The following is a 24,641-nucleotide window of genomic DNA, read 5'->3' as shown; positions in this document are numbered from 1 at the left end:
GTGCTTAGATGCACTAGGAGGCAACAACAATGGAACAAGGTAAAGTAAAATGGTTTAACGCAGAAAAAGGTTTTGGATTCATCGAACGCGAAAACGGAGACGACGTATTCGTACATTTCTCAGCTATCCAAAGCGAAGGTTTCAAATCTTTAGACGAAGGTCAAGAAGTTACTTTTGAAGTAGAACAAGGCCAACGCGGACCTCAAGCTTCTAACGTTCAAAAAGCATAATTTCAATAACAAAAAAAGACGGATCCTTGTTATAGGGTCTGTCTTTTTTTGTTTTGTGAAAATACATAACAAAAAACCCTGCTCAACGATAAGCAGGGTAAATGGTACAAGTAAAGTAAAACGCTTAAAAAGGTTTGACTAAGTATATCATAGTTTTTCTAAAAAATACTAAATTAAATATATTATACTTATCAAGGCATCGATAGGAAATTACTGAAACATTGGATTGAAGGGACGTGAAGGAATTTATGTCCCTTCTTTTTTTTGCCTGAAGTATAGAAGTTTCGGTTCAGGAGATTCATGGAGTCCCTGGAAAGAGGACAGCCTGCCCTTTGTGTTCAGCAAAATTCCAGGGGAACGACTGCGAAGTGAAACAAAAAACGATGGCCCACATATAAAGACATATAGGCACTTTCACTAAGCCGCTTGTGAGGAAGGAGAAAAGATTCTTGTACATTCAAATATGGATTTGAATATTCAGGGAATTATGTTATATTATAATCAAACACAGATTTGAATGAGAGGTGTGAGAAGATGACGGAACTGAAAGATATATGTGATGTCCACCTGCATGATGAAGTGAAGGTTAATCGCATTCAAGAGGAAATGAGCCAGGTGAATTTATCCAGCATGTCGAAGCTGTTTAAGGTTATAGGCGATGAGAATAGGGCGAAGATAGCTTATGCGCTCTGTAAGGACGAGGAATTGTGTGTGTGCGATCTGGCCAATATCATTGGTGCTTCGATGGCGACAACGTCACATCATCTTCGTACCCTTTATAAACACGCAATCGTAAAATACCGAAAAGAAGGAAAGTTGGCTTTTTATTCTTTGGATGATCACCATATAAAGCAATTAATTCTCATTGCATTAGAACATCAGCAGGAGGTAAGGGTCGATGGCTGAGTCCCCATTAAAAACATATCGTATCCAAGGTCTATCCTGCACTAATTGTGCAGCTAAATTTGAGAACAATGTCCGTGAACTAGTGGGTGTGGAGGATGCCAAAATCAACTTTGGTGCTTCGAAGATTTCTGTACAGGGCAGTACGACTATCGAAGAGATTGAAAAGGCGGGTGCTTTTGATAACCTAAGAATCCGCGGTGAACAGGAACAGGTGAAGCAAAAGGAACCATTTTGGAAGCAAAAAGAAAATATAAAAGTGGTGTTCTCGGTTATCCTATTGCTGATCAGCTGGATATTGGATAATCGATATGCTGATGGAAGCATCATGCCGGTAATCGGGTATGCGGCTGCAATCATAGTTGGGGGATATTCATTATTTGTCAATGGATTGAAGAATCTTGTCAGGCTTCGCTTTGATATGCACACCCTTATGACGGTTGCCATCATCGGGGCGGCCGTGCTTGGTGAATGGGGCGAAGGGGCGACTGTCGTCATCCTATTTGCGATAAGTGAAGCACTGGAAAAATATTCGATGGATAAAGCCCGTAATTCTATAGAATCATTAATGAACATCGCACCTAAAGAAGCCTTGATCCGTAGGGGGCATCACGAAATGATGGTTGCTGTTGATGAGATTGAAGTGGGCGACATCATGATCGTTAAACCGGGTCAAAAGCTTGCCATGGATGGCAGGATCATGAAAGGGGCCTCGACACTTAATCAAGCAGCCATTACTGGGGAATCCGAGCCGGTTTTTAAAACGGTTGATGGTGAAGTGTTTGCCGGAACCTTAAATGGTGAAGGGTTGCTCGAAGTGGAGGTCACGAAGCGAGTCGAGGATACGACGATTGCAAAAATCATCCACCTTGTTGAAGAAGCACAGGCCGAAAAGGCACCTTCCCAAGCCTTCGTGGATAAATTCGCAAAATTCTATACGCCGGCCATTATGCTCATTGCCTTGGCCATTGCCGTGTTGCCCCCGATTGTGATGAACGGGGATTGGAGTGAATGGATTTACCGGGGGTTGGCTGTACTTGTTGTCGGTTGTCCTTGTGCTTTGGTCATTTCTACGCCCATCGCCATTGTGACAGCTATCGGAAATGCTGCGAAACATGGAGTGCTGATTAAAGGCGGGGTCCATTTGGAGGAAGCGGGAGCCTTAAAGGCGATTGCGTTTGACAAAACGGGTACTTTAACAAGGGGCATACCTGAAGTGACTGATTTCACAGTGTTATCTGCTGAGTTGAATGAACAGGATGTGCTGGCTATCGCTGCTGCTTTAGAAAGCAGATCACAGCACCCCCTTGCCACGGCCATTCTTCAAAAGGCGGAAAACCACGATGTGGACTATCATTCTTTATTGGTAGAGGATTTTACTGCGATCACCGGTAAAGGTATAAAAGGGAAAATCAATCAAGGAATCTATTACATTGGTAAACCCCACCTTTTTGAAGAAGAGGCAGGTTTAGTTTTCTCTGATGATGTGCTTAAATTAATCAGCGGCTTTCAAAATACAGGGAAAACGGTGATGGTGCTTGGCGATCAAGTGAAGATCCTGGCACTCATCGCGGTTTCTGATGAAATAAGGGAAAGCAGTAAGGAAGCAATTCGGAAACTGCATGCATTGGGCATTGAAAAAACGATCATGCTGACCGGGGATAATATCGGAACAGCTAAAGCAATTGGGGCGGCAGCTGGCGTTCATGAGATCGAGGCGGAGCTATTGCCACAAGATAAATTGACCATCATCAAACGATGGAAACAAAAATATGATCGAGTGGCCATGGTAGGCGATGGTGTCAATGATGCTCCGGCCTTGGCAGCTTCCACGGTGGGAATCGCGATGGGCGGGGCGGGTACAGATACGGCCCTTGAAACGGCCGATATTGCCTTAATGGGTGATGACTTATCGAAGCTGCCTTATACAATCCGCTTAAGCCGCAAAACATTAAAAATCATTAAGCAGAACATCACGTTTTCATTGGTGATTAAAATCCTGGCCTTATTATTGATAGCACCGGGCTGGTTAACACTTTGGATGGCGATTTTTGCCGACATGGGTGCGACGTTATTAGTTACATTGAATAGTCTTAGGATATTGAGAATAAAGGAATAGAATAATATGGGCTCCCTGGTGCATCTTAAGGTGAACCAGGGAGCTTTTATTTATGAGACTTCCAATTGTTTCATGTGAAACTTTGAAATAATTAATCGGTCCTGTTATTTTTTGTTGAATTTTCTTTTATAGTAAAAGGAAGTCCGATAAACTTGGGCAGCGATCGTTATGCAAGTAATTTCTGGTATGCTACAATGTGGCTGGCTTTTAGGCAGTATGATAGGTTTGTTTGAGCATAATATAGGGAGTAAGGTATGTACGGAAGGGATTTGAAATGATGGAATTACAGCAGAGGGCAATCTTGGTTGGAGTTAATCTCAATGGTCAAAAGGATTTTGAGTATTCAATGGAGGAATTGGCCAATTTAACGGAAGCATGCGAGGTAGAGGTTGCAGGGACCATCACACAAAATTTGCATCGGGTGAACTCGTCACATTTTATCGGTACCGGGAAGATCGAGGAAGTGAAAAATCTCGTTGAGTATAAAGAAGCTAATGTCGTCATTTTTAATGATCAGCTCTCCCCTTCGCAACTTCGTAATCTGGAGAGGGACATGGATTGCAAGGTGATCGACCGGACAATCTTGATTCTGGACATCTTCGCGCATCGGGCGAAAACGAAGGAAGCGCAGCTTCAGGTAGAAGTGGCGAAGCTTCAGTATATGCTCCCGCGTCTCGTTGGTTTGAGGGAGTCATTAGGGCGTCAGAGTGGCGGGGTCGGTACAAACAAAGGTGCAGGTGAAAAGCAGTTAGAGCTTGACCGCAGGAGAATCGAGGAAAATATAAGTGTTTTGAATAAAGAACTGGAAGACCTTGTTGCACACCGGCAAACGCAGAGGAAACAGCGGAAAAAGAATGCCATCCCTGTCGTATCCTTAGTCGGTTATACAAATGCAGGTAAATCTTCGATCATGAATGCTCTGATTGAGATGTTCCATCCAACAGCCGAGAAGCAGGTGTTTGAGAAGGATATGCTGTTCGCTACGCTTGAGACTTCCGTCCGAAACATCCCGCTCCCGGATAAAAAGGAATTTTTATTGACGGATACAGTGGGGTTTGTGTCTAAATTGCCCCATCATCTCGTGAAAGCATTCCGATCCACATTGGAAGAAGTGGTAGAAGCGGACCTGTTGATCCATGTTGCCGATTTTTCCAATCCTAATCATGAGCAGCAAATAGAGATAACGGATAAGACTTTAAACGAGATAGGCATTAAAGGGATTCCAACGATTTTTGCTTATAATAAAGCCGACCTTACCGATTTGGATATCCCTCAGGTGAATCGTGGCTCTGTGTATATGTCAGCAAAAAACAAAGTTGGCATCGAGGAATTGATAGATCAAATTCGCAAGCATATTTTTGTCGACTATACTCACTGTGAAATGCTGATTCCATTTGATCAAGGACAGCTGGTTTCTTATTTCAATGAAAATGGTCACATAACCGAAACAGAATATGAGGCAACCGGATATCGAATAAAGCTTGAGTGCAAGAAAACGGATTATGAGAAATATAAACGGTACGTTATTCATCCGGAATGAACCTGCCTGTTGATAAATCGTTAACAGTTTGTTGATAAGTGGAAAAGTCGATTCAATAATGTGGATAACTTTTGGTGGAATGCCTCCGTTCTGCAAAAACAAAGAGAATATCGCCATATAATATGTGAATAAGTTGTGGATAAAAGTGAAAAGACCCAGGAAACCAAGATATGAGTTTCCGGGGTTTTTTTTATGTGGACAAAGTGTTGATAATTAGTTCTTCAGAACAAACCATCCAAAGAATATCAATAAGTATGATGAAAAGTAAGTTTGAATGTAGAAAAATGACGATGTTTATCACTTATTGTTAGGAAATATAACATGATTATTACATATTGCATATCTAGCATATGGAAATACTTTACACTTTGTATAATGTAACTTACTTTTTAACATTATAAAATAAAGAATACTCAATTCTTTGATTCATCATCAGGATTTGAGTTTTTAAGATTAGTAGGGGGGGTTTTTGTGTTAGGAAGCAGGGACCGAGGCGTGACCAGTGAGAGAATGATAGAAAATAATAAACAAAACGAGAGAATTTTGGCTGGGAAATCGCCATGACTGTTAGTTGAATAAATGGATGAAAACCATGTGCTTTCAATCGTTTAAATATGAGGGCAGTAGAGAGAAATGCATGCAATTCCTCCCTTTTTCAAAAATAAATGTTTGGAAGGAGAAATAGTGGATGAGTATGACGAGCCCGTTAAAAGGTGATCTGGAGATTAACTTTCAGGAAGCGGAGAGGGGGTTATCCCCAAGGGAAGCTTTGGAAGAATCGAATCGATGTTTATACTGCTATGATGCCCCATGCATCCAAGCCTGTCCGACCGGAATAGATATTCCAGGTTTTATTAAGAAGATAGCTTCTGGTAATTTTAAAGGGTCGGCCAAGACCATCATGACAGCCAATCCTGTCGGTGCCAGCTGTGCGCGGGTATGTCCGACTGAAGAGCTATGTGAGGGGGCATGTGTCCTGAACCATTCTACAAAGCCAATCATGATTGGCAATCTCCAGCGTTACTCCACAGATTGGGCCATCCAAAATAAACAAGCCCTATTCAAGGCCGGGAAGAAGAATGGCAAAAAAGTTGCCATTGTAGGAAGCGGTCCGGCGGGTTTGTCTGCAGCAAGGGAGTTAGCCTTGCTTGGCTACAGTGTAACCATTTTCGAAGCTGAAAAGAATCCAGGCGGATTAAATACTTACGGAATTGTATCATTCCGGTTACCTCAGAGCATTTCTTATTGGGAAGCCGAACAAGTAAAGAGTTTGGATGTTGTTATTAAAACGAATACACGGGTAGGGGTGGATGTTTCCGCAAATCAGCTGACTGCCGACCATGATGCGGTCATTTTAGCGATCGGCATGTCCGATGTTCCTAAGCTTGGAATTGAAGGGGAGGATTTGGCTGAAGTTTATGATGCAATCGATTTCGTAAAAGCAACGAAAACAGGGGCAATCACTGATAAATTCCTTGGGAAGAAGATGGCGGTAATAGGGGCTGGAAACACGGCGATCGATGCCGCGACCTGTTCTGTACGCCTGGGCGCCGAACAGGTGAGCATTATTTATCGTCGTACCCAAAAGGAAATGACAGCCTATGATTTTGAATATGAGTTTGCCAAACAAGAAGGTGTCGGGTTTCACTGGCTGACTGCCCCATCCAGGATACTCTCGGATGAAAGCGGTCAGGTTACGGGCATCGAGTGCGTGAAGATGGTGCTTAGCGAGGCGGGGGAAGATGGCCGGCGCCGGCCAGTCCAAATTTCCGGATCAGAGTTCGTGATACAGGTCGATGGGGTCATTCGTGCTATAGGCCAATCCAGATATGTAGGATTGATTGAACAGTTCGGCATTCAACATGATGATGGTGTCGTAAAATTGGAGGGTGATTCCTACAAGACATCGAATGAAAAGATCTTTGCGTGCGGTGATGTGATCTTCGGAAAAGGACAAGGTGAGGCAATGGTTGTTTCAGCTGCCCAGCAAGGGAAGAAGACAGCCTATGAAATCGACTCGATTTTGAATGGCGAAGCGGTGGATATTGCTTAATAACTATGGAAATTAGGAGGCTTATCATGGCTGATTTATCAATTGATCTTGCAGGTATTAAATCTCCCAATCCTTTTTGGCTTGCTTCAGCACCACCTACTAATTCGGGTTATCAAGTCCAGCGCGCATTTGAAGCTGGATGGGGCGGAGCTGTTTGGAAGACATTGGGTGATCCCATCCTGAATGTTTCATCACGTTTTGCAGCGGTCAGCTTTAATGGACAGAGAGTTGCCGGGTTCAACAATATAGAATTGATTACGGATCGTCCCCTTGAAGTGAATCTGAAAGAAATATATGAAACGAAGAAGAGATTCCCTGATCATGCAATCATTGCATCGGTGATGGTGGAGCCACAACAGGAAAAGTGGCATGAAATCATCAAACGTATAGAAGATGTAGGGGTCGATGGTTACGAGTTGAACTTTGGCTGCCCGCACGGTATGGCAGAGCGTGGGATGGGAGCTGCTTCGGGACAGGTTCCCGAACTTGTGGAAAAGCAAACATACTGGGCGAAGGAAGCTGCATCCAAACCCGTCATCGTCAAGCTTACACCCAATATAACCGACATTACGGTTACGGCTGAAGCGGCGGTGCGCGGCGGTGCGGATGCAATAAGCATGATCAATACGATCAACAGCTTGGCAGGAGTGGACATCCATTCATGGAATACGATTCCCCATGTAGGCGGCAAGGGGGCTCACGGAGGGTATTGCGGTCCCGCCGTGAAGCCGATTGCTTTGAATATGGTGGCTGAGTGTGCAAGGAATAAAATGATCAATGTTCCCATTTCCGGAATAGGCGGCATTTCAAATTGGCAGGATACGGTGGAATTTTTATTGATGGGTTCGACTGGAGTTCAAATTTGTACGGCTGCCATGCATCACGGTTTTAGAATAGTAGAAGACTTGATTGATGGCCTGTCCAATTACCTTGATGAAAAAGGGATTTCTTCTGTGATGGATATTGTCGGTAAGTCCGTACCGCGTTATTCCGACTGGGGGAATTTAGATCTTAATTATAAGGTCGTTGCGCGCATTAATAATGATGTGTGCATTAACTGCAATAAATGTCATATTGCGTGTGAAGATACATCTCATCAATGTATAGATATGTTAAAGGACTCGTCAGGCAGATCCTTCTTGAGAGTGCGTGAAGAAGATTGCGTAGGCTGTAATCTTTGCTCGATCGTCTGTCCGGTCGATGGGGCGATCGATATGATCGAATTGGCAAATGAATTACCGCCAATGACATGGAATGAACGCCAGTCGTTCCTTGGGGGCATAAGCAGTGAAAGTGTTGATTTCGTAAAATGATGGAGGGGTCGAAGATGAAGAAAATCATTAAAAATGGAACGATTGCAACCGCTGCAGATACGTATCAGGCGGATATATTGATTGAAAATGAGAAGATTGCAATGATTGGCAAGGACCTGCCGGCTGAGGGGGCTGAAATCATTGATGCAAAAGGCGCTTATATTTTTCCGGGAGGCATTGATCCGCATACCCATCTCGATATGCCGTTTGGAGGGACAACGACGAAGGATGATTATGAAACGGGTACGATTGCTGCTGCATATGGAGGCACGACAACGATCATCGACTTTTGTCTGACCGAAAAAGGAGTGCCGTTAAAGAAAGCAATTGAAACATGGCATGAAAAGGCCAATGAAAAAGCGGCCATAGATTATGGTTTTCATTTAATGATCAGTGAGATTAATGATGATGTATTGGCTGAGTTGCCAAGTATCATCGATAATGAAGGAATTTCTTCCTTTAAAGTGTTCATGGCTTACAAGAATGTTTTTCAAGCTGATGATGCCACGCTATACCGCACTTTGTTGCAAGCAAAGGAGCTTGGCGCACTTGTCATGGTTCACGCTGAAAATGGTGATGTCATCGATTATCTTACAAAGCAGGCGCTTGCTGAAGGTAACACCGATCCAATTTACCATGCACTGACAAGGCCTCCTGAGCTTGAAGGGGAAGCAACTGGACGTGCAGCTAAACTGACGGAAATGGCAAATGGTCAGCTGTATGTGGTTCATGTCACCTGTGAAGATGCGGTGGAAAAGATCACTGAGGCAAGAAATAAAGGGGTGGATATTTGGGGGGAGACTTGTCCGCAATATTTGGTTCTTGACCAGTCTTATCTTGAAAAGCCCCATTTCGAAGGGTCTAAGTATGTATGGTCCCCGCCGTTAAGGGAGAAGAAAAACCAGGAAGTACTATGGAATGCTTTGAAAACGGGACAGCTGCAAACGATTGGTTCCGATCAATGCTCTTTTGATTTTAAGGGACAAAAGGAACTTGGACGTGAAGATTTCACGAAAATACCGAACGGTGGCCCAACGATTGAGGACCGAATGAGCATCCTCTTCTCTGAAGGGGTCATGAAAGAGCGTATTACCTTGAATCAATTCGTCGACATGACCTCTACGCGTGCTGCAAAACTATTTGGATTATTCCCTAAGAAAGGGACGATTGCAGTAGGTTCGGATGCTGACATTGTCATTTTTGACCCGAAAGTTGAAAGGGCCATTTCTGCTGATACTCATCACATGGCTGTGGATTATAATGCGTTTGAAGGTATGGAAATTACAGGTGAACCGGTTTCCGTTTTATCGAGAGGTCAATTCGTCATTAAAGACAAACAATTTGTAGGCGAAGCTGGAAAAGGGCAATTCCTGAAACGGGCAAAATATAATGCGGCGCTGAAGCCGGATACCGGGAAAAAGCTTCCAGTCTAACTTCGGTAAGGAATCTTGCAAATTAATTTAGGGGGATTTTCTATGAGTGAGAAGAAAGATTATTTAAAGTCTCCCGATTTGCTGCCTATACCTCATAGTGAGAAAAATATAAGTGCAGCCGGATTTGGTTTCATTTGGGTGGGCATGGCTGTAGTATTGGCCGCCTTCGCAATCGGTGGGAACGGTGTTCAAAGTTTATCCTTAGGCTGGGTCGTTCTTGCAACGGTCATTGCCTGTGTGGTTCTCGGCTTTTTGATGACAATGACAGGGGATATTGGTGTTGAACATGGAATATCATTCCCGGTCTATATGAGGGCGCCGTTCGGTACGATTGGCACCCACATCCCTTCGGTTGTACGGGGTTTTGTAGCGTCATGCTGGTTCGGCCTCAATACTTACTTTGGAGCCACTGCAATGAACGCTATCTTCACAACCTTGTTTAACTTTGATAATTGGTTTATATGCTTCCTCATTTTTGCCGTTTTACAATTGGTCAACACGGCAATGGGAATAAAGTCGATAGAACGATTCGCCGACTTGGCGGCGCCCGTTATCATTTTAATTTCTGGCTGGATGTATTTCACTCTATCCGATCAGGCAGTGGCCCAAGGAAGAGATGTATGGTCCTGGATTGAAAGTCCGGTCACTGGCGGGGCTGCCGCCACGGCTTTCATGGTCGTCATCATGGCTAATATGGGATTTTGGGGCACGTTGACTGCAGATATGCCCACGCTTTCCCGCTATATAAAGGCACCAAAAAATGAAAAAAATTGGTTCAAGCGCAATAAGGGGCAAATAATTGGGAATATTATCACCTATCCCATCACGCAGACGTTCATGGTGACCATCGGAGCCGTTTCTTATATGGCTGTTTCCAATTATGATCCTGTAGTTGCCATACAGGGATCAGCAAGTGGAATTGCTCTCGGCGTCCTTTTAATCATGATCGTATTCGCTCAATGGTCGACGAATACTACGGCCAATGTCATTCCCGCGGCTACCATTTTCTCCAATGTCATGGGTCCTAAAATGCCATTTTGGGCGGGAGTCGTTGTGGCGGGGGTTATTGGGATAGTAGTTCAGCCGTGGAGCCTGTTCGGCATCATAATAGAAGTTTTATTAATAATAGGTGGAATCCTGGCATCCATTGTCGGCATCCTTGTAGCGGATTACTATTTCCTCCGTAAACGGAGAGTGAATGTACAAGAACTCTATGAGAGTGAAGGCCAGTATAAATACTTGAATGGAGTGAATTGGGCAGGAATCATTTCTTGGGTGATTGGAGGAATCGGTGCCACGATTTTTTCAAATTATTCGTTTATTATCGGCTTTCTTCTCGGCGGTGCAAGTTATTATATATTAGCTAAGTATTGGTGGTTCAAGCAATATGAACAAGCTGAAATCGTTGATCCAAGCGATGAGAAATATTTAGGGATTTCAGTTGGGAGAGATTGGGAAATCGGAAAAGGTACAGAACTTGAGGAAGAGATGGTTTTTACGGCTTCACCCGGCAAGGAGAACGTATGAAAAAGGGGGGGAATGGAAATGTCCGAATATCAAGAGTATCGCTTAGAAAGGGAACAAATCGATTTTTTACTTGAAAGAGGATATCGAATCACCCGGGTTTCCGAAAGTTTAAGTGGAGCTTTTCTCGATTTTGAACTGATTGAAGGAACGAAGCAGGAATGGAAGCAATTGAACATCAAAACCCCGGAAGGAAGGAAATACTTCTCTACATTGCTTGTAAAAAAATTGCATTGAAATGGTTATGGACCGGGCCTATTCCTCACGAATGGGTCCTTTTACTTGTAGCTGTTCGAGTTTTTTGTAGAATTTTGACGTTAGATTTTCTAACAACTGTCTGGAGATTTAAGGGTTGTCCGTTTATAATAGATTTTAAAGCAGTTTTATAAAAGGATGTGGACGGATGAATACATCGATTACAATCGAGGAAATTCTAACACGCAAGCATTTTAATCTGACGGATATAATTGCAGGCAGCGGTGGGATAAAGCGTCAAGTGAAGTGGGTACACTGTATGGAAGTCACCCAAATCAGCCATTTGTTAAATGGAAATGAGCTGATTCTGACTACCGGTTTAGGGTGGAAAGATTGCGATGACACATTTCTATCCTACTTAAGACAGTTAATAGAATGCGATGCAGCTGGACTCTGTATAGAGGTTGGCGCAGACACCATGGCCGTGCCGCAATGTGCCATTGATCTCGCAAATGAACGGCAATTCCCTATCATCCTATTTCATGAAGAAGTCCCTTTCGTAGAAATCACGCAGGATATTCATTCCCTTATCATCAATAAACAATATCAGATGATCTCCAACTTAGAAAACTACTCCCAGCAGTTAAATAAAAATCTCCTCGAAATTGACCATTATGAACCAATTCTAAAATTTCTCCACAGCTATTTAAATGTACAGGTTATTCTTATCTTTAATGAAAATGATATAGCCAGCATTCCAAAAACCAAGAAAAAAATAACCTTTCAAATGGTAGCGGACATATACGAAGAGAAGCGGAAATTGGATAAAACCGTTCTTGGACAGCCGATTCAAGTGCTCGGTGAAAATTATGCGGAACTGCTCATTTGCAGCAACGGCAGAGAGTTGACTGATTTTGATTCACTGATCTTGGATCGAACGGCTACCGCATTGGCACAGCATCTATTAAGGGAGTTATATATAGAAGAAAAGAAAATGTCGGAAGAAAGTAAATGGCTTACAAATTGGATTGAAGGTGAATATAGTGACGAAGCAATCCGGGAGAGACTTTCCTATATTGATCCGAAAATGCAGTTGGATGGCGGAATTGTTTGCATTTGCAAACAACACCCAAAATATAATAAAAGTTCCACAAAATTAGATGGAACCTATTTTAAAATAATGTTTAGAACAGTTTTTGAACAGTACGGCTTTCAGATATTTTCCATGGAAATACATCAGCATCTTGTTTTTATTTTAGGTGATAATCGTTCATCTGAAGATTGGAAATCAAGGGTTATAAGCGCGGTCGATCGAATCATGAAAATGGATGTAAGCGGGCGTAATCGCATGGGTCTGCTTTCCATTGGGTTTGGAAAGCATGTTCAAAGGTTGAGTGAGATTTATAAAAGTTATGAAACGGCCCGTGAGACTTTGCTGCTTCAGGATACACTACCAGAGGATAACAGGAGCTTCTTTTATCAGGACTTACATATGCATCGCATGATTTCGCTCATAAATAAACATGGTAATCTGGAGGAAACGGTGTACGAATATTTAGGTCCGGTCATTGAATATGACAAGCAAAACAATGGTGAGTTAATGCCTACCTTGAAGACCTATCTTGCTTGTAACGGTTCCAAACAGGAAACATCGAAACAACTATTCATTGTCCGGCAAACGCTATACCATAGGCTTGAAAAATTGGAGAAACTGCTAGGTTCTGATTTTATGCGTTCAGATAAGCGTCTAGGCCTTGAATTCATGATTTTTGCATTGGATTTCTTACAATACAGCAGCAGGCAGATAAGTGGAAAATATGTAGACAAATATATTGGGAGATGAAAAATAAGTACGGCTGAAGGGTGTCCAGGGGACATCCTTTTTTGAATGCAAGGAAATAATGCTGACATCAAATTGGCCTATATAGCTACTTGATGTCAGCATCTTATACTAATATTCATCTTTTTTGGAAAGGCAGCGGTCACATTCCAAGAGGTAGGATTCAGCTTGTTCCGTGATATGGGTCCCGCATTCCGAACATTGTTTAGGCGGCAGAGTCCTGAAGAATTCCAATGGGTTTTTAGTTTGCATGATGATTCCTCCTTATGATCTGGTTTAATTTATTCTTCGTGTTTCGAAAGGCAGCGGTCACATTCCATTAAGTAGGATTCAGCTTGATCCGTGATATGGGTCCCGCACTCCGAACATTGTTTAGGCGGCAGAGTCCTGAAGAATTCCAATGGGTTTTTAGTTTGCATGATGGTTCCTCCTTTTTGATTTGGTTTAATCAGTCTTCGCGTTTGGAAAGGCAGCGGTCACATTCCATTAAGTAGGATTCAGCTTGTTCTGTGATATGGGTTCCGCACTCCGAACATTGTTTAGGCGGCAGAGTCCTGAAGAATTCCAGTGGATTTATAGTTTGCATGATGATTCCTCCTTTTTTTATTGGTTTAATCAGTCTTCGCGTTTGGAAAGGCAGCGGTCACATTCCATTAAGTAGGACTCAGTGTGCTCAATAATATGGTCACCGCACTCGGGGCAATGTTTAGCAGGGATATTGTTAAAAAACTCAATGGACTTTTTCATTTGCATGATGATTCCTCCTTTTTAATGTTAGATATATTTTCCGACCGTTTTATTCTTCACGTTTGGAAAGGCAGCGATCGCATTCCATCAGATAGGAATCTGAGTGGTCCACATGTGTTTCACCACACTCAGGGCAATGTTTAAATGAATCGATTATGAATAAATCTGATTGATTTGCTTGCATGTCTCGCTCCCCCTCTTTGTAGTACAGTTTTATGTGGTTGCTTGTTGTTATAATACAGTATATACCCGAATTTGGAAAATGTATAGGTATTTTACAGAAAATTTCAATTTTTTTTGCGGATAGTGTGAAAACCTTATAGGAAAGGGATTTATCATCAATTTATTTTTGTATTTTTCTTCACGGCAAGTAGAGAATGGAAGAAATCATGCTTTTTATGAAAGGAAAAAACAAAGAGTGAGCGAAAGGGACAGACGATTTTCAATTGATTGAGATAGGTATTAATGTAACAGATGTGGAACAGGAAAGTTCAGTGATCAGTGAATGCCTGTTTACAGTCCATGTAACAAATAAGAGCTTGTTTTAAAATGACGGCAAAATTCAAGTGGCAGCGATTATTTGTAAATTACTGGGGGAAATGCTTATTTAACAATCAGAAAAAATGTCCGTGTGGTTTTAGTACATCATTAAAGAGGTAATTTGCTAGTAGAAGTACAATAATGGGAGGTAGCATATGTCGAAAGCGATGATTATCATCAATCCATCTTCAGGTAAGGAAAAGGCAGGAAAGATTTTGCCGAAAGCGGAAAAGGCACTTGGTGAAATTTATGATGAGGTAAGTGTTTGTAAAACGGAAGGAGAGGGGGATGCTACGGATTTTGCTAAGGAGGCCTGTGCAGAAAGGTTCGATGCTGTCATTTCCATGGGTGGGGATGGAACGGTGAATGAGATAGTGAATGGCTTGGGCGAGCAGCAACATCGGCCTATTTTCGGAATCATTCCACTAGGAACCATTAATGATTTCGCGAGATCTTTGGGAATACCCCTGAATCCCAATGCAGCCATTGAGATATTAAAGGATATGCATATTAAGGAATCGGACATAGGGAAGATCAATGACCGTTACTTCATGAATGTGTTGGCAGTAGGGGCGATCGCCGAGGCTACCTATAATGTTACCGTTGAACAAAAAACCCGTCTGGGATCTTTTGCATATTTCATTGAAGGAGCAAAAGCGATCATTAAAAAGACTCCATTTCCTTTAACGGTTGAACATGATCAGGGAAAGTGGATGGGCGAGGCACATTTACTAATTGCAACAATGACTAACTCTGTCGGCGGTTTCGAACAACTTGCCCCAGAGGCGGAAGTGAATGATGGAAAGCTGCACACATTCATCATTAAGGATTTATCTCTTCCTCTCATCGTCAAGATCATTCCCAGTTTAATTAGGGGAGAGATCAAGGGGCATGACGAAGTTGAATATATTAAAACATCCAAGCTCCATTTAGCCACATCAGAGGAACTAGCAGTCAATATCGATGGCGATGAAGGCATCCGTCTTCCTTTCCAGGCAAATGTACTGCACAAACATCTTCGTCTCTTTGTCCCGGGAACTAAATAAGTTTCTTAGTCCCAGCTTTTTATGTGGGGTGTCTTTTCACAAAGACCATTTTCATTCATCATGCGGGAAAAGCTGATTATGGTTAGGCAATCAGCTTTTTTCTGTTTTATGCGTACCCCAGTTTGTTGATGGATTTGATTTTATAAACATCCAATCACTTCGAACTACATGATATTAAACCAGGTATCATTATTCAGGAGGATTCTAGGTTAGAATAGTTAATGCATGAATGAATGGGTATAAATATGTTACGCTTATAGTTATGAGAATAGATGAGAGAGGAAGTTTGATGTTTGTATGGAGTTTTTTCTTGTTATATTAGCTCTTCTTATATTGATTGGAGTGTCTAATGTAATTAACCATTTTATACCCTTTATACCTGTACCATTAATACAGATAACACTGGGTGTCATATTGGCACTTTTACCCCTGGGTATGCATGTTGAGATGGAGACGGAATTGTTTTTGCTGTTATTCATCGCGCCCCTATTATTCAATGATGGCAAAAATGTACCCCGAACAGCACTATGGAAGTTGAGAGCACCGATTCTAATGCTTGCACTGGGCCTTGTATTCATAACGGTTTGGGCAGGCGGGTATTTAATTAATTGGATGATCCCTTCGATTCCATTGCCGGCAGCATTCGCTTTGGCGGCCATTTTGTCACCTACAGATGTTGTGGCAGTAAGCGCTTTGGCGAGTCGGGTCAAGTTACCGAAGAGCATCATGCACCTTCTCGAAGGAGAAGGGCTAATGAATGATGCCTCAGGTCTAGTTGCCTTTAAGTTTGCCGTTGCGGCTACAGTCACTGGTGTTTTCTCCTTAGTCGATGCAACCTTCAGTTTCATATGGATTGCAATTGGCGGGTTTGTAGGTGGAGCAATACTTGCTTTCATCATTATCAGGCTTCGTGTAGTTCTTCGCCGTTTAGGGATGGAAGACGTCACGATGCATATGCTGATCCAAATCCTAACTCCTTTTATTATTTTCCTCGCTGTGGAACATTTCCACCTTTCTGGGATTTTAGCGGTCGTGGCTGGGGGAATTGTCCATGCCATTGAACGAGATCGGGAAATATCACCAACTGTGGAACTTCAGGTCGTTTCAAGAAGTACATGGTCCGTCATTTTATATATATTGAATGGTCTTGTATTCGTTTTGCTTGGCTTGCAAATCCCAAGCGTTGCGAAAACGATCTTTCAAGATCCAGCCTTCAATAATGGGCAAGTGATCCTTTATATCGTGGTCATTACACTTTTCCTCTTCGCTTTACGATTCATTTGGCTTACGGCTGCCTGGTCGATTGGCTGGATGACGAAAAAAGCAGGCGCCCAAAAACCGGACTTCAAAGCGGCCGGAATCATTACCATTTCCGGTGTTCGCGGAGCTGTAACGTTAGCGGGTTCGTTCTCGATCCCGTATGTATTGGCGGATGGAAGTCCTTTTCCTGAGCGTTCGTTAATCATCTTCATTGCAGCAGGAGTCATATTGCTGACCTTGATTGTTGCGAGTGTATTTCTGCCAATCGTGGCTCGGTCCGAAGAAGAGGAAGTGGTGGACAAGCAGGCTGACAAAACGAAAGCTGCTGTCATTCACTCACATCAAGCTGCAATTCGGGTGCTTGAGTCACAAATGACTGATGAAAATCGGGAAGCGGCTTTATCGATCATATCGAGGTACTGTACGAAGATCAATGAATTGTCCTATGTAGAACAGGAGAAAGAACCAGCTGCATTAAGGGAAGAAGAGAAGGATCTTCGCTTTAAGGCCCTTGAAGCGGAGCAAAGATTCCTGGATAAGCTTATTAAGGATGAAAAAGTGGACCGGGAGACGGCGTATATATGCAAGGAATACATCCAGCGTATGGAAGGTGCCGTAACAAATCGACTGAAGTTCCGTTTTTTCAGGTCAGTAACGCTTTTCAGAAGAAGTATGCTGAGGGTTTTAAAATTATTTTTCCCTAATAAAAGTGAAATAAGAAAAATCAATCTTAAGAGATTGGAAAAGGTCAGGGATCTTAAAATCAGGATGTATAAAGCTGCCATCCAAGAGATACAAGCCGGAATTACTGCCGATAATCATAAGACATCCTCGATGATCATAGATGAGTATAAAGTGCTGATTTTAAAATGCAAACGTGAAAATAGAGGCAGGACCCCGAGTAAAATGGCCGATTATGAAAGAGAGCTTTTCTATAAAGCGATCCAGGCTGAACGGGACGAAGTGCAGGATATGTTTGAAAAACGAGAAATTTCCCGAGATGTTGCCAACATACTCCGCCAGCAAATCAATTTACGGGAAGCACTAACAATCAATGAAAATACACATTAATTAAGGAGCACTGCCGGTATATTCGGCAGTGCTCCTTGCGGTTTGTGAAGGGAATATCGGACGGGGCATCGAATCATTAATGTATCCAATAATTGATGTAAGAGGGTGTGTTTAATGAAACAGGACAAAGAAATAATTGATGTAAGAGGGTGTGTTTAATGAAACAGGACAAAGAAATCGAGACCATCATCTTAACGCCTTATTTACCGGAACATCGTCACCTGCTTTCCCAGTTTTATTTACCGGATACACAAACCCCCTTTTCTGCTCTGCCCGAAGAGTCACTGAAACATTGCCGGGAAGATTGCGACAGGCATCCTATCGTAATATTGGATGAGGGTATTCCAGTTGGTTTTTTCGTTTTACACATTGGCGAGAATATCACCCCTTTCACCAATGATAAAAAAGCGATATTACTCCGTGGATTTCTTGTTGATCAAAAGCATCAAGGTAAAGGGGTTGCGAAGAAAGCCTTGCAAATCCTTCCGGAATTCGCAAAAGGGATTTTTCCAAACAAGGATTCGATCATTCTGGCAGTGGACGTCATGAATGTGATTGCAAAAACGCTATATGCGAAAACGGGGTATCAGGATACAGGGATTCAAAAAGAAGGCAGAAGCGGGTGGATGGAGATAATGGAGTATAGATTAGATACGATGAACAAGGATATGGAATAAGAAACGAATAACTAATATCGTTTGATCTGGACTTTTCCAAGAGGAGAGGTCTTTTTTTGTCCAATTTGTTACAGGTTTCATTACGAAACCAATGAATTAGAAGGGCCGCTTTTAATAATGCCGCTGCCTTATGGTACACTTTACTTAATGCAAAATTCGTTAATCGAGGTGTAGTCCTAATGAAAACAGTCGTAGTCGTAGGTGGAGGAATTACCGGTTTATCAACCATGTATTATTTACAAAATACAGTTAAAGCGAGGAATCTCTCCGTACGATTGATATTAATAGAAGGAAATGAGGAACTAGGCGGTAAAATAAGGACTGTGCACGATGGTCCATTTAAAATTGAAGCGGGTGCCGATTCGATTGTCGCCAGGAAACAAAATTTAAAACCATTTATTAAGGAATTGAACCTAGAGGATCAAGTTGTCTATAATGCGACGGGAAAATCATACATCCATACAGATGGGATGCTGAAGGGAATCCCCGAGGATGCCCTATTCGGAATACCAATGAGCCTGGAGTCGCTGGCGAAAAGCGATCTGGTTTCCGCCCAAGGGAAGGTTGACGCCTTAAAGGATTTCTATACAAAAAATGAGACGTTTACGAAGAATGACTCAATTGGTTTATTTCTTGAAAGCTTCTTAGGTAAGGAATTGGTGCAAAAGCAGATATCACCTGTCCTTTCGGGTGTTTACTCAGGAAAATTAAATGAATTGACCATTGCCAAAACACTGCCAGAGATGCTGGATTATAAAAATGAATATGGCAGTATAATACGCGGTCTATCGGAAAATAAGCAGAAATACCAAAGCAAGGGAAATAAAAAATTCCTTTCGTTTAAAAATGGCTTATCAACATTGGTTGATCGAATTGAGGAAAGCCTCGATATGGTGGAAATTTTAAAAGGGGTAAGTGTGGATGAAATTGGAAGTTTGGATGGAAGGTACATCATTTCATTGGCAAACGGTGAAACGCTGGAAACGGACTTCATCGTATTGAGTACACCGCATACAGTTGCCCAGAAATTATTGGGTGATCGGGAGTTGGATGAGGACTTCGACGGCTTGATCAATAGTTCGATGATTAGCGTTTATCTTGGATTCGATATCCCGGACAGCATGCTTCCTAAAGACGGGACAGGTTTCATTGCAGGTGATAATAGTGATTTGATCTGCAATGCATGTACCTGGACAAGCCGGAAATGGGAGCATACTTCTGAAAACAGTCAGCTTTTGGTAAGGCTTTTTTATAAAAGCTCTAGTCCGGACTATGAACGATTACGGTCCCTTACAAATCAGGAATTGATCCAGGTGGCTTTACGCGACATTAAGAGCAGTTTAAGCATTTCCGGGAATCCAATTACGAGTGAAGTGACGAATTGGCATGAAAATATGCCGAACTATCATATTAAACATCCTCAAATCGTTCAATCACTGGAGGAGAAAATCTCCGAGAATTATCCGAATGTTTTACTTGCGGGCTGTTCATACAATGGTGTCGGAATACCGGACTGTATTGCAGATGGGGAAAAGAAAGCGCAAGAGATTTGTCTGAAGTTGTAAAAGGGGGACTGCCAGGTGGCGGTTCTTTTTTTATTCACGCCTGGAAATTCCGTTTGAAGTTTCCCGCATTTCCTGTATAATGAAATTCGAAAAATTAAACTGAAAGTTTACTTATATAAAACTTTATCTACTGTGGGTTTACTATAAGTAAACCGATTGAGGGTAATGAGATGCAAATTGGAAAAAAAATAAAGAACCTTCGCTTGAAAAAAGGATTGACCCAGGAAGAATTGGGGGAAAGAACGGATTTAAGCAAAGGATATATTTCACAGTTGGAAAGGGATCTTAGTTCCCCTTCAATTGAAACTCTTTTCAATATTTTAGAAGTACTCGGCTGCAAGCCGAAGCAGTTCTTCGATGAAGAGGATCAAGTCCAAAAAGTGGTTTATGAAGAAGAAGCACAAACATTTTTCATCGATGAAGAACGCGGGTATCAAATCCAGTGGCTCGTGCCTGAATCGAATGAAAAGGAAATGGAACCTATTCGGCTGACTCTCCAGGAAAAAGGGGAGTTCAAACAGTTTGAACCATCCTTGTCGGAAACATTCGGTTATGTATTAAGCGGAAGAGTCATTGTAAAGCTAGGTACACACACGTATTTTGTCAAGGCAGGGGAATCGATTTATTTTCATGCCTCAGATGAACATCAAATCATCAATGATTTTGAAGGTCCGTCAGAGTTATTACTCGTGGTGACGGAATCATACTTATAGAATTCAAAACAAATGCAATCGTTGAAGATTGATGAGTAAGGTAATGGAGAGAGGGAAGAAGCTATGGCAAACGGGAATATAATACGCTTCGATCAGGTTACGAAGCAATTTGATGATGATACGGTAGTTCTCGATAATGTTAGTTTTGAAATCGAGAGAGGGAAGTTCTATACGCTCTTGGGTCCTTCCGGATGTGGGAAGACCACGATCCTTCGCTTGATTGCCGGATTTACGGAAGCCTCCAAAGGTGATATTTACTTTGAAGGAAAAAAGATCAATGATGTGCCAGCCAATAAAAGGCAAGTGAATACGGTATTTCAAGATTATGCACTTTTTCCGCATTTAAATGTGTTTGAAAATGTAGCATTTGGTCTTCGGATTAAAAAAATGAAGAATTCGGAATTGGAAATCAAGGTGAAGGAAGCCCTCAGCTTTGTTAATTTGGAGGGGTATGAAAAACGGGAGATCAGGGAAATGTCCGGCGGTCAGCGGCAACGGGTAGCGATTGCGAGGGCGATTGTTAATGAACCGGAAGTCATCCTTCTGGATGAACCGCTATCTGCCCTCGATTTAAAATTGCGTACAGAAATGCAATATGAATTGCGGGAGCTGCAACAGAGGCTTGGAATCACGTTTATCTTCGTCACTCATGACCAAGAGGAAGCATTAGCGATGTCAGATGAGATTTTTGTCCTTAACAAAGGGAAAATTCAGCAAAGTGGAACCCCTACGGATATTTATGATGAACCGCTGAATCGGTTCGTTGCCGATTTCATCGGTGAGTCTAATATTGTAAAAGGAAAAATGATTGAAGATTACCGTGTGGAATTCGTCGGCAGACAGTTCGAATGTGTCGACCAAGGATTGAACAGTAATGAAGCTGTCGATATCGTCATCCGCCCGGAAGATTTAGAGATTACTTCCGTAGATCGCGGAAAACTGCAAGTTCGGGTGGACTCCCAGCTATTTCGCGGTGTTCATTATGAAATCAGCTGTTATGACCATGATGGAAATGAATGGCTTGTCCAATCAACGAAAAAAGTGGCAGTTGGAGATGAAATAGGCCTTTATTTCGATCCAGAATCGATTCACGTCATGCGATTGGGTGAAACGGAAGAAGAATTCGATAAACGTCTGGAAGCGTATCATGATGGGGAAAGTCATGAAGAATAAAATATCCCGGAATATTTACTTCATACCCTATGTCTTATGGATTGCTTTATTCGTGATTGCACCCATTTTATTAATCCTTTACTATTCCTTCTTTGACATTGAAGGAAATCTATCTTTGATTAACTATCAAAAGTTCTTTACGCCAGTATATTTAAAAATGACATTAAGCTCATTTTGGTATGCTTTCCTGATTACGGGAATATCCCTCTTAGTCGCTTACCCAACCGCATATTTGTTAACGAAAACAAAGCATAAGCAGTTGTGGCTTTTGCTGATTATCGTTCCTTCCTGGATCAATTTACTTTTGAAGGCTTATGCCTTCATTGGTATTTTTGGCACGTATGGTGTGGCGAATGGCTTTCTAGAGGCGGTAGGAATCGGAAAGCAGCAGATTCTCTTTACGGATTTCAGCTTCATATTCGTTTCGGTTTATATTTTCATCCCGTTTATGATCTTACCGATATTCAATGCGCTTGATAAAATGAATCCAACCCTTGTGGATGCGGCCAATGACTTGGGAGCGTCCCGATGGATGACATTCCGCCGTGTCATTTTTCCATTGACGTTAGATGGTGTAAAGACGGGATGCCAGGTGGTCTTCATCCCGGCACTTTCATTGTTCATGCTTACAAGACTGATTGCCGGTAACCGCGTCATTACGCTTGGTACGGCTATCGAGCAGCACTTCCTTGTGACACAGGATTGGGGAATGGGTGCCACAATCGCAGTATTTTTGATTATTATAATGTTCCTGATTATGTTTGTAACGGGTAACCGAAAGCAGGGTGTGTAAATTGGGCAATAAATTATCACCAATATCAAAAACGTTTCTCGTTTTGATTTTTCTCATACTCTATGCACCGATTTTCTTTTTAGTCTTTTACTCTTTTAACAGCGGTGGAACGATGTATGACTTTAAAGGGTTCACGATGGAGTGGTACAAGGAGCTATTCCAAGATACAAGGCTGCTGATCATTGTATTGAATACACTTGTGATCGCTTTATTATCTGCACTGATCGCAACAATCATAGGGGTGATAGGGGCGATTGGAATTCGGTCCTTTACGAGCAGTAAAGCTAAGAATACATTATTGTCATTGAATAATGTATTGATTGTCAGTCCAGATGTGATCATCGGTGCTTCCTTCCTGATTTTATTCACAATGGCCGGGATCAAGCTTGGATTCTACTCTGTACTGTTGTCGCATATCGCCTTCAGCATCCCGATCGTAGTGCTGCTGGTCCTTCCGAAACTTCAGGAAATGAGCCCAACTTTAATTGATGCGGCCCGAGATTTAGGAGCAAGCCGGTGGGATGTATTGACGAAGGTCATCCTTCCATACATCTTACCAGGTATCTTTGCTGGTTTTTTTATGGCATTGACTTATTCACTTGATGATTTTGCGGTTACGTTCTTTGTGACCGGTAATGGCTTCTCCACTCTTTCTGTGGAAATCTATTCATTGGCCCGTCGGGGGATTTCATTGAATATCAATGCACTATCGACACTGCTATTCGTCGTGACACTGCTATTGGTTGTCGTATATTACTTTATAACTCAACGTGTAAGGCAAACGGGAATGGGGGGGAAACGATGAAAAGGCTTGTCCAAATGTTTTTGATCATTTCCCTCGTATCCGCTTTGCTGCTATATGCGATTTCAAGATTGAATTCATCGCAGGGGTTTACGAGCAGCAATACGCTTACCATCTATAATTGGGGCGATTACATCGATACGGATCTAATCGAACGTTTTGAAAAAGAAACAGGTATAAAGGTCATTTATGAGACGTTCGATTCGAATGAGGCCATGATGACTAAAATCGAACAGGGCGGTACGACTTATGATATTGCCATTCCGTCTGAGTATATGATCGATAAGATGCGGCAAGAAGACTTGCTGGTTCCCTTGGATCATTCCAAGCTTCCGAATTTGAAATATATCGATGAGCGATTCATCGATCTGCCATTCGATCCGGAGAATAAATATTCCGTCCCTTATTTCTGGGGAACGGTTGGAATTGTTTACAATTCCAAGATGCTCGGTGGCAAAGAAATAACGGCCTGGGCGGATTTATGGGATAAAGATTTAAAAAATGAAATCCTTTTGACGGATGGGGCAAGAGAAGTGATGGGCATGGGTCTGAACTCATTGAATTATTCATTGAATGATATAGATGAAGAACACCTTCAAGAGGCAAAATCCAAACTTGATGCCCTCACTCCGAATATTAAAGCGATAGTAGGAGATGAAAGCCGCATGCTATTGGAAACCCAGGAAGCGGCGATTGGCCTTGTTTGGTCGGGAGTTGCTTCTGAAATCATGGCTGAAAATGAAGATCTCGAATATGTTGTTCCAAAAGAGGGGTCTAATTTATGGTTTGATAATATGGTCATCCCGAAAACAACCAAAAATGTCGATGCGGCTCACCAGTTCATCAACTTCATGCTAGAACCGAAAGTTGCGGCACAGAATGCTGAATATGTAAGTTACTCGACACCTAATAAAGAAGCACTGAAATATATGCCTGAAGAAGTGGTGAAGGATGAACGTTTCTATCCATCACCGGAACTGACAAAAAAACTTGAAGTGTATGAAAACCTCGGGAAGAAAAACTTGGCCCATTACAACGAACTCTTCCTTGAATTCAAGATGCATCGTAAATAACATAGGAAAAAGGCATGGTGTAGGAGTTCGC

General features: G+C 42.2%; 24 protein-coding genes. 19 read left to right on the top strand and 5 right to left on the bottom strand.

From position 1 onward, the window contains the following. The first annotated feature begins 29 nt into the window (after window positions 1-29). From ACFX4I_RS17290 to ACFX4I_RS17245, 10 genes are all read left to right on the top strand, one after another. Window positions 30-230, top strand: coding sequence for a cold-shock protein (locus tag ACFX4I_RS17290; RefSeq protein WP_034304915.1), 201 nt, complete (start codon window positions 30-32; stop codon window positions 228-230). A 534-nt stretch (window positions 231-764) separates the two neighbouring features. Next, window positions 765-1,136 carry an ArsR/SmtB family transcription factor gene (locus ACFX4I_RS17285; protein ID WP_098371746.1) on the top strand — a complete coding sequence of 124 codons (372 nt, stop codon included), beginning with the start codon at window positions 765-767 and terminating at the stop codon, window positions 1,134-1,136. After that, a complete protein-coding gene (locus ACFX4I_RS17280) occupies window positions 1,129-3,252 on the top strand; it encodes a heavy metal translocating P-type ATPase (protein ID WP_230303261.1) in 2,124 nt (707 codons plus the stop codon). The genes ACFX4I_RS17285 and ACFX4I_RS17280 overlap by 8 nt, the downstream gene beginning before the upstream one ends. 274 nt (window positions 3,253-3,526) lie before the next feature. After that, window positions 3,527-4,792, top strand: a complete 1,266-nt coding sequence (gene hflX / locus ACFX4I_RS17275) for a GTPase HflX (protein WP_309519529.1) — start codon at window positions 3,527-3,529, stop codon at window positions 4,790-4,792. Between the two features lie 694 nt (window positions 4,793-5,486). After that, window positions 5,487-6,845, top strand: a complete 1,359-nt coding sequence (locus tag ACFX4I_RS17270; RefSeq protein WP_377421990.1) for an NAD(P)-dependent oxidoreductase — start codon at window positions 5,487-5,489, stop codon at window positions 6,843-6,845. 26 nt (window positions 6,846-6,871) lie between these two features. Continuing rightward, entirely contained in the window at window positions 6,872-8,158 is a 1,287-nt protein-coding gene (gene preA / locus ACFX4I_RS17265; RefSeq protein WP_309519527.1) for an NAD-dependent dihydropyrimidine dehydrogenase subunit PreA, read from the top strand. 14 nt (window positions 8,159-8,172) lie between these two features. After that, window positions 8,173-9,591, top strand: a complete 1,419-nt coding sequence (gene hydA, locus ACFX4I_RS17260; protein WP_283932471.1) for a dihydropyrimidinase — start codon at window positions 8,173-8,175, stop codon at window positions 9,589-9,591. A 42-nt stretch (window positions 9,592-9,633) separates the two neighbouring features. Beyond that, window positions 9,634-11,118, top strand: coding sequence for an NCS1 family transporter (locus ACFX4I_RS17255; protein ID WP_377421969.1), 1,485 nt, complete (start codon window positions 9,634-9,636; stop codon window positions 11,116-11,118). An 18-nt stretch (window positions 11,119-11,136) separates the two neighbouring features. After that, window positions 11,137-11,352, top strand: a complete 216-nt coding sequence (locus ACFX4I_RS17250) for a hypothetical protein (RefSeq protein WP_144529503.1) — start codon at window positions 11,137-11,139, stop codon at window positions 11,350-11,352. A 166-nt stretch (window positions 11,353-11,518) separates the two neighbouring features. Then, complete coding sequence (locus ACFX4I_RS17245; RefSeq protein WP_309519526.1) at window positions 11,519-13,153, top strand: PucR family transcriptional regulator; 1,635 nt, start codon at window positions 11,519-11,521, stop codon at window positions 13,151-13,153. Window positions 13,154-13,261: 108 nt separating this feature from the next. On the opposite strand, the gene yhfH (ACFX4I_RS17240) is transcribed toward ACFX4I_RS17245, so the two are convergent. From yhfH (ACFX4I_RS17240) to yhfH (ACFX4I_RS17220), 5 genes are read right to left on the bottom strand one after another with little or no spacing between them, the layout of a single operon-like run. Next, complete coding sequence (yhfH, locus tag ACFX4I_RS17240) at window positions 13,262-13,402, bottom strand: protein YhfH (protein ID WP_098371755.1); 141 nt, start codon at window positions 13,400-13,402, stop codon at window positions 13,262-13,264. Between the two features lie 29 nt (window positions 13,403-13,431). Further along, complete coding sequence (gene yhfH / locus ACFX4I_RS17235) at window positions 13,432-13,569, bottom strand: protein YhfH (protein ID WP_377421967.1); 138 nt, start codon at window positions 13,567-13,569, stop codon at window positions 13,432-13,434. 29 nt (window positions 13,570-13,598) lie between these two features. After that, a complete protein-coding gene (gene yhfH / locus ACFX4I_RS17230) occupies window positions 13,599-13,736 on the bottom strand; it encodes a protein YhfH (protein ID WP_251435914.1) in 138 nt (45 codons plus the stop codon). A gap of 29 nt (window positions 13,737-13,765) precedes the next feature. Continuing rightward, the gene (gene yhfH, locus ACFX4I_RS17225) at window positions 13,766-13,903 is read right to left on the bottom strand and encodes a protein YhfH (RefSeq protein ID WP_202317005.1); all 138 of its coding nucleotides are present in this window, start codon (window positions 13,901-13,903) and stop codon (window positions 13,766-13,768) included. Between the two features lie 43 nt (window positions 13,904-13,946). Continuing rightward, window positions 13,947-14,081, bottom strand: a complete 135-nt coding sequence (gene yhfH, locus ACFX4I_RS17220; protein WP_098372155.1) for a protein YhfH — start codon at window positions 14,079-14,081, stop codon at window positions 13,947-13,949. A gap of 511 nt (window positions 14,082-14,592) precedes the next feature. On the opposite strand from yhfH (ACFX4I_RS17220), the gene ACFX4I_RS17215 reads away from it, so the two are divergent. The 9 genes from ACFX4I_RS17215 to ACFX4I_RS17175 all read left to right on the top strand — a co-directional run bounded on the left by ACFX4I_RS17215 (window position 14,593) and on the right by ACFX4I_RS17175 (window position 24,610). Beyond that, entirely contained in the window at window positions 14,593-15,483 is an 891-nt protein-coding gene (locus tag ACFX4I_RS17215; RefSeq protein WP_230302001.1) for a diacylglycerol/lipid kinase family protein, read from the top strand. Between the two features lie 297 nt (window positions 15,484-15,780). Then, complete coding sequence (locus ACFX4I_RS17210) at window positions 15,781-17,814, top strand: Na+/H+ antiporter (RefSeq protein ID WP_230302000.1); 2,034 nt, start codon at window positions 15,781-15,783, stop codon at window positions 17,812-17,814. Between the two features lie 158 nt (window positions 17,815-17,972). Continuing rightward, entirely contained in the window at window positions 17,973-18,491 is a 519-nt protein-coding gene (locus tag ACFX4I_RS17205) for a GNAT family N-acetyltransferase (RefSeq protein WP_309519524.1), read from the top strand. A gap of 179 nt (window positions 18,492-18,670) precedes the next feature. Further along, a complete protein-coding gene (locus tag ACFX4I_RS17200) occupies window positions 18,671-20,056 on the top strand; it encodes a protoporphyrinogen oxidase (protein WP_377421964.1) in 1,386 nt (461 codons plus the stop codon). A gap of 170 nt (window positions 20,057-20,226) precedes the next feature. Next, a complete protein-coding gene (locus ACFX4I_RS17195; protein WP_230301997.1) occupies window positions 20,227-20,769 on the top strand; it encodes a helix-turn-helix domain-containing protein in 543 nt (180 codons plus the stop codon). 63 nt (window positions 20,770-20,832) lie between these two features. Next, window positions 20,833-21,942 carry an ABC transporter ATP-binding protein gene (locus ACFX4I_RS17190; RefSeq protein ID WP_377421962.1) on the top strand — a complete coding sequence of 370 codons (1,110 nt, stop codon included), beginning with the start codon at window positions 20,833-20,835 and terminating at the stop codon, window positions 21,940-21,942. Next, window positions 21,932-22,735 carry an ABC transporter permease gene (locus ACFX4I_RS17185; RefSeq protein WP_230301995.1) on the top strand — a complete coding sequence of 268 codons (804 nt, stop codon included), beginning with the start codon at window positions 21,932-21,934 and terminating at the stop codon, window positions 22,733-22,735. The genes ACFX4I_RS17190 and ACFX4I_RS17185 overlap by 11 nt, the downstream gene beginning before the upstream one ends. Window position 22,736: 1 nt before the next feature. Next, window positions 22,737-23,540: an ABC transporter permease gene (locus ACFX4I_RS17180; protein WP_230301994.1), complete on the top strand. Its 804-nt coding sequence runs from the start codon at window positions 22,737-22,739 to the stop codon at window positions 23,538-23,540. Next, on the top strand, window positions 23,537-24,610 hold the full coding sequence (locus ACFX4I_RS17175) for an ABC transporter substrate-binding protein (protein WP_377421960.1): 1,074 nt from the start codon (window positions 23,537-23,539) through the stop codon (window positions 24,608-24,610). Before ACFX4I_RS17180 ends, ACFX4I_RS17175 begins: the two co-directional genes overlap by 4 nt. Window positions 24,611-24,641 lie beyond the last annotated feature (31 nt).

Source organism: Peribacillus sp. YIM B13472 (assembly GCF_042788005.1).
In the GTDB taxonomy this organism is placed as follows: domain Bacteria; phylum Bacillota; class Bacilli; order Bacillales; family DSM-1321; genus Peribacillus; species Peribacillus simplex_E.
The sequence above is the reverse complement of the archived record's forward strand: the minus strand, read 5'-3'. Positions and strand labels throughout refer to the sequence as shown.

Excerpts from the sequence above, each read along its gene's own strand:
- ACFX4I_RS17290 (WP_034304915.1), top strand. The coding sequence starts at position 30 with ATGGAACAAGGTAAAGTAAAATGGTTTAACGCAGAAAAAGGTTTTGGA.
- ACFX4I_RS17285 (WP_098371746.1), top strand. The coding sequence starts at position 765 with ATGACGGAACTGAAAGATATATGTGATGTCCACCTGCATGATGAAGTG.
- ACFX4I_RS17280 (WP_230303261.1), top strand. The coding sequence starts at position 1,129 with ATGGCTGAGTCCCCATTAAAAACATATCGTATCCAAGGTCTATCCTGC.
- hflX (WP_309519529.1), top strand. The coding sequence starts at position 3,527 with ATGATGGAATTACAGCAGAGGGCAATCTTGGTTGGAGTTAATCTCAAT.
- ACFX4I_RS17270 (WP_377421990.1), top strand. The coding sequence starts at position 5,487 with ATGACGAGCCCGTTAAAAGGTGATCTGGAGATTAACTTTCAGGAAGCG.
- preA (WP_309519527.1), top strand. The coding sequence starts at position 6,872 with ATGGCTGATTTATCAATTGATCTTGCAGGTATTAAATCTCCCAATCCT.
- hydA (WP_283932471.1), top strand. The coding sequence starts at position 8,173 with ATGAAGAAAATCATTAAAAATGGAACGATTGCAACCGCTGCAGATACG.
- ACFX4I_RS17255 (WP_377421969.1), top strand. The coding sequence starts at position 9,634 with ATGAGTGAGAAGAAAGATTATTTAAAGTCTCCCGATTTGCTGCCTATA.
- ACFX4I_RS17250 (WP_144529503.1), top strand. The coding sequence starts at position 11,137 with ATGTCCGAATATCAAGAGTATCGCTTAGAAAGGGAACAAATCGATTTT.
- ACFX4I_RS17245 (WP_309519526.1), top strand. The coding sequence starts at position 11,519 with ATGAATACATCGATTACAATCGAGGAAATTCTAACACGCAAGCATTTT.
- yhfH (WP_098371755.1), bottom strand. The coding sequence starts at position 13,402 with ATGCAAACTAAAAACCCATTGGAATTCTTCAGGACTCTGCCGCCTAAA.
- yhfH (WP_377421967.1), bottom strand. The coding sequence starts at position 13,569 with ATGCAAACTAAAAACCCATTGGAATTCTTCAGGACTCTGCCGCCTAAA.
- yhfH (WP_251435914.1), bottom strand. The coding sequence starts at position 13,736 with ATGCAAACTATAAATCCACTGGAATTCTTCAGGACTCTGCCGCCTAAA.
- yhfH (WP_202317005.1), bottom strand. The coding sequence starts at position 13,903 with ATGCAAATGAAAAAGTCCATTGAGTTTTTTAACAATATCCCTGCTAAA.
- yhfH (WP_098372155.1), bottom strand. The coding sequence starts at position 14,081 with ATGCAAGCAAATCAATCAGATTTATTCATAATCGATTCATTTAAACAT.
- ACFX4I_RS17215 (WP_230302001.1), top strand. The coding sequence starts at position 14,593 with ATGTCGAAAGCGATGATTATCATCAATCCATCTTCAGGTAAGGAAAAG.
- ACFX4I_RS17210 (WP_230302000.1), top strand. The coding sequence starts at position 15,781 with ATGGAGTTTTTTCTTGTTATATTAGCTCTTCTTATATTGATTGGAGTG.
- ACFX4I_RS17205 (WP_309519524.1), top strand. The coding sequence starts at position 17,973 with ATGAAACAGGACAAAGAAATCGAGACCATCATCTTAACGCCTTATTTA.
- ACFX4I_RS17200 (WP_377421964.1), top strand. The coding sequence starts at position 18,671 with ATGAAAACAGTCGTAGTCGTAGGTGGAGGAATTACCGGTTTATCAACC.
- ACFX4I_RS17195 (WP_230301997.1), top strand. The coding sequence starts at position 20,227 with ATGCAAATTGGAAAAAAAATAAAGAACCTTCGCTTGAAAAAAGGATTG.
- ACFX4I_RS17190 (WP_377421962.1), top strand. The coding sequence starts at position 20,833 with ATGGCAAACGGGAATATAATACGCTTCGATCAGGTTACGAAGCAATTT.
- ACFX4I_RS17185 (WP_230301995.1), top strand. The coding sequence starts at position 21,932 with ATGAAGAATAAAATATCCCGGAATATTTACTTCATACCCTATGTCTTA.
- ACFX4I_RS17175 (WP_377421960.1), top strand. The coding sequence starts at position 23,537 with ATGAAAAGGCTTGTCCAAATGTTTTTGATCATTTCCCTCGTATCCGCT.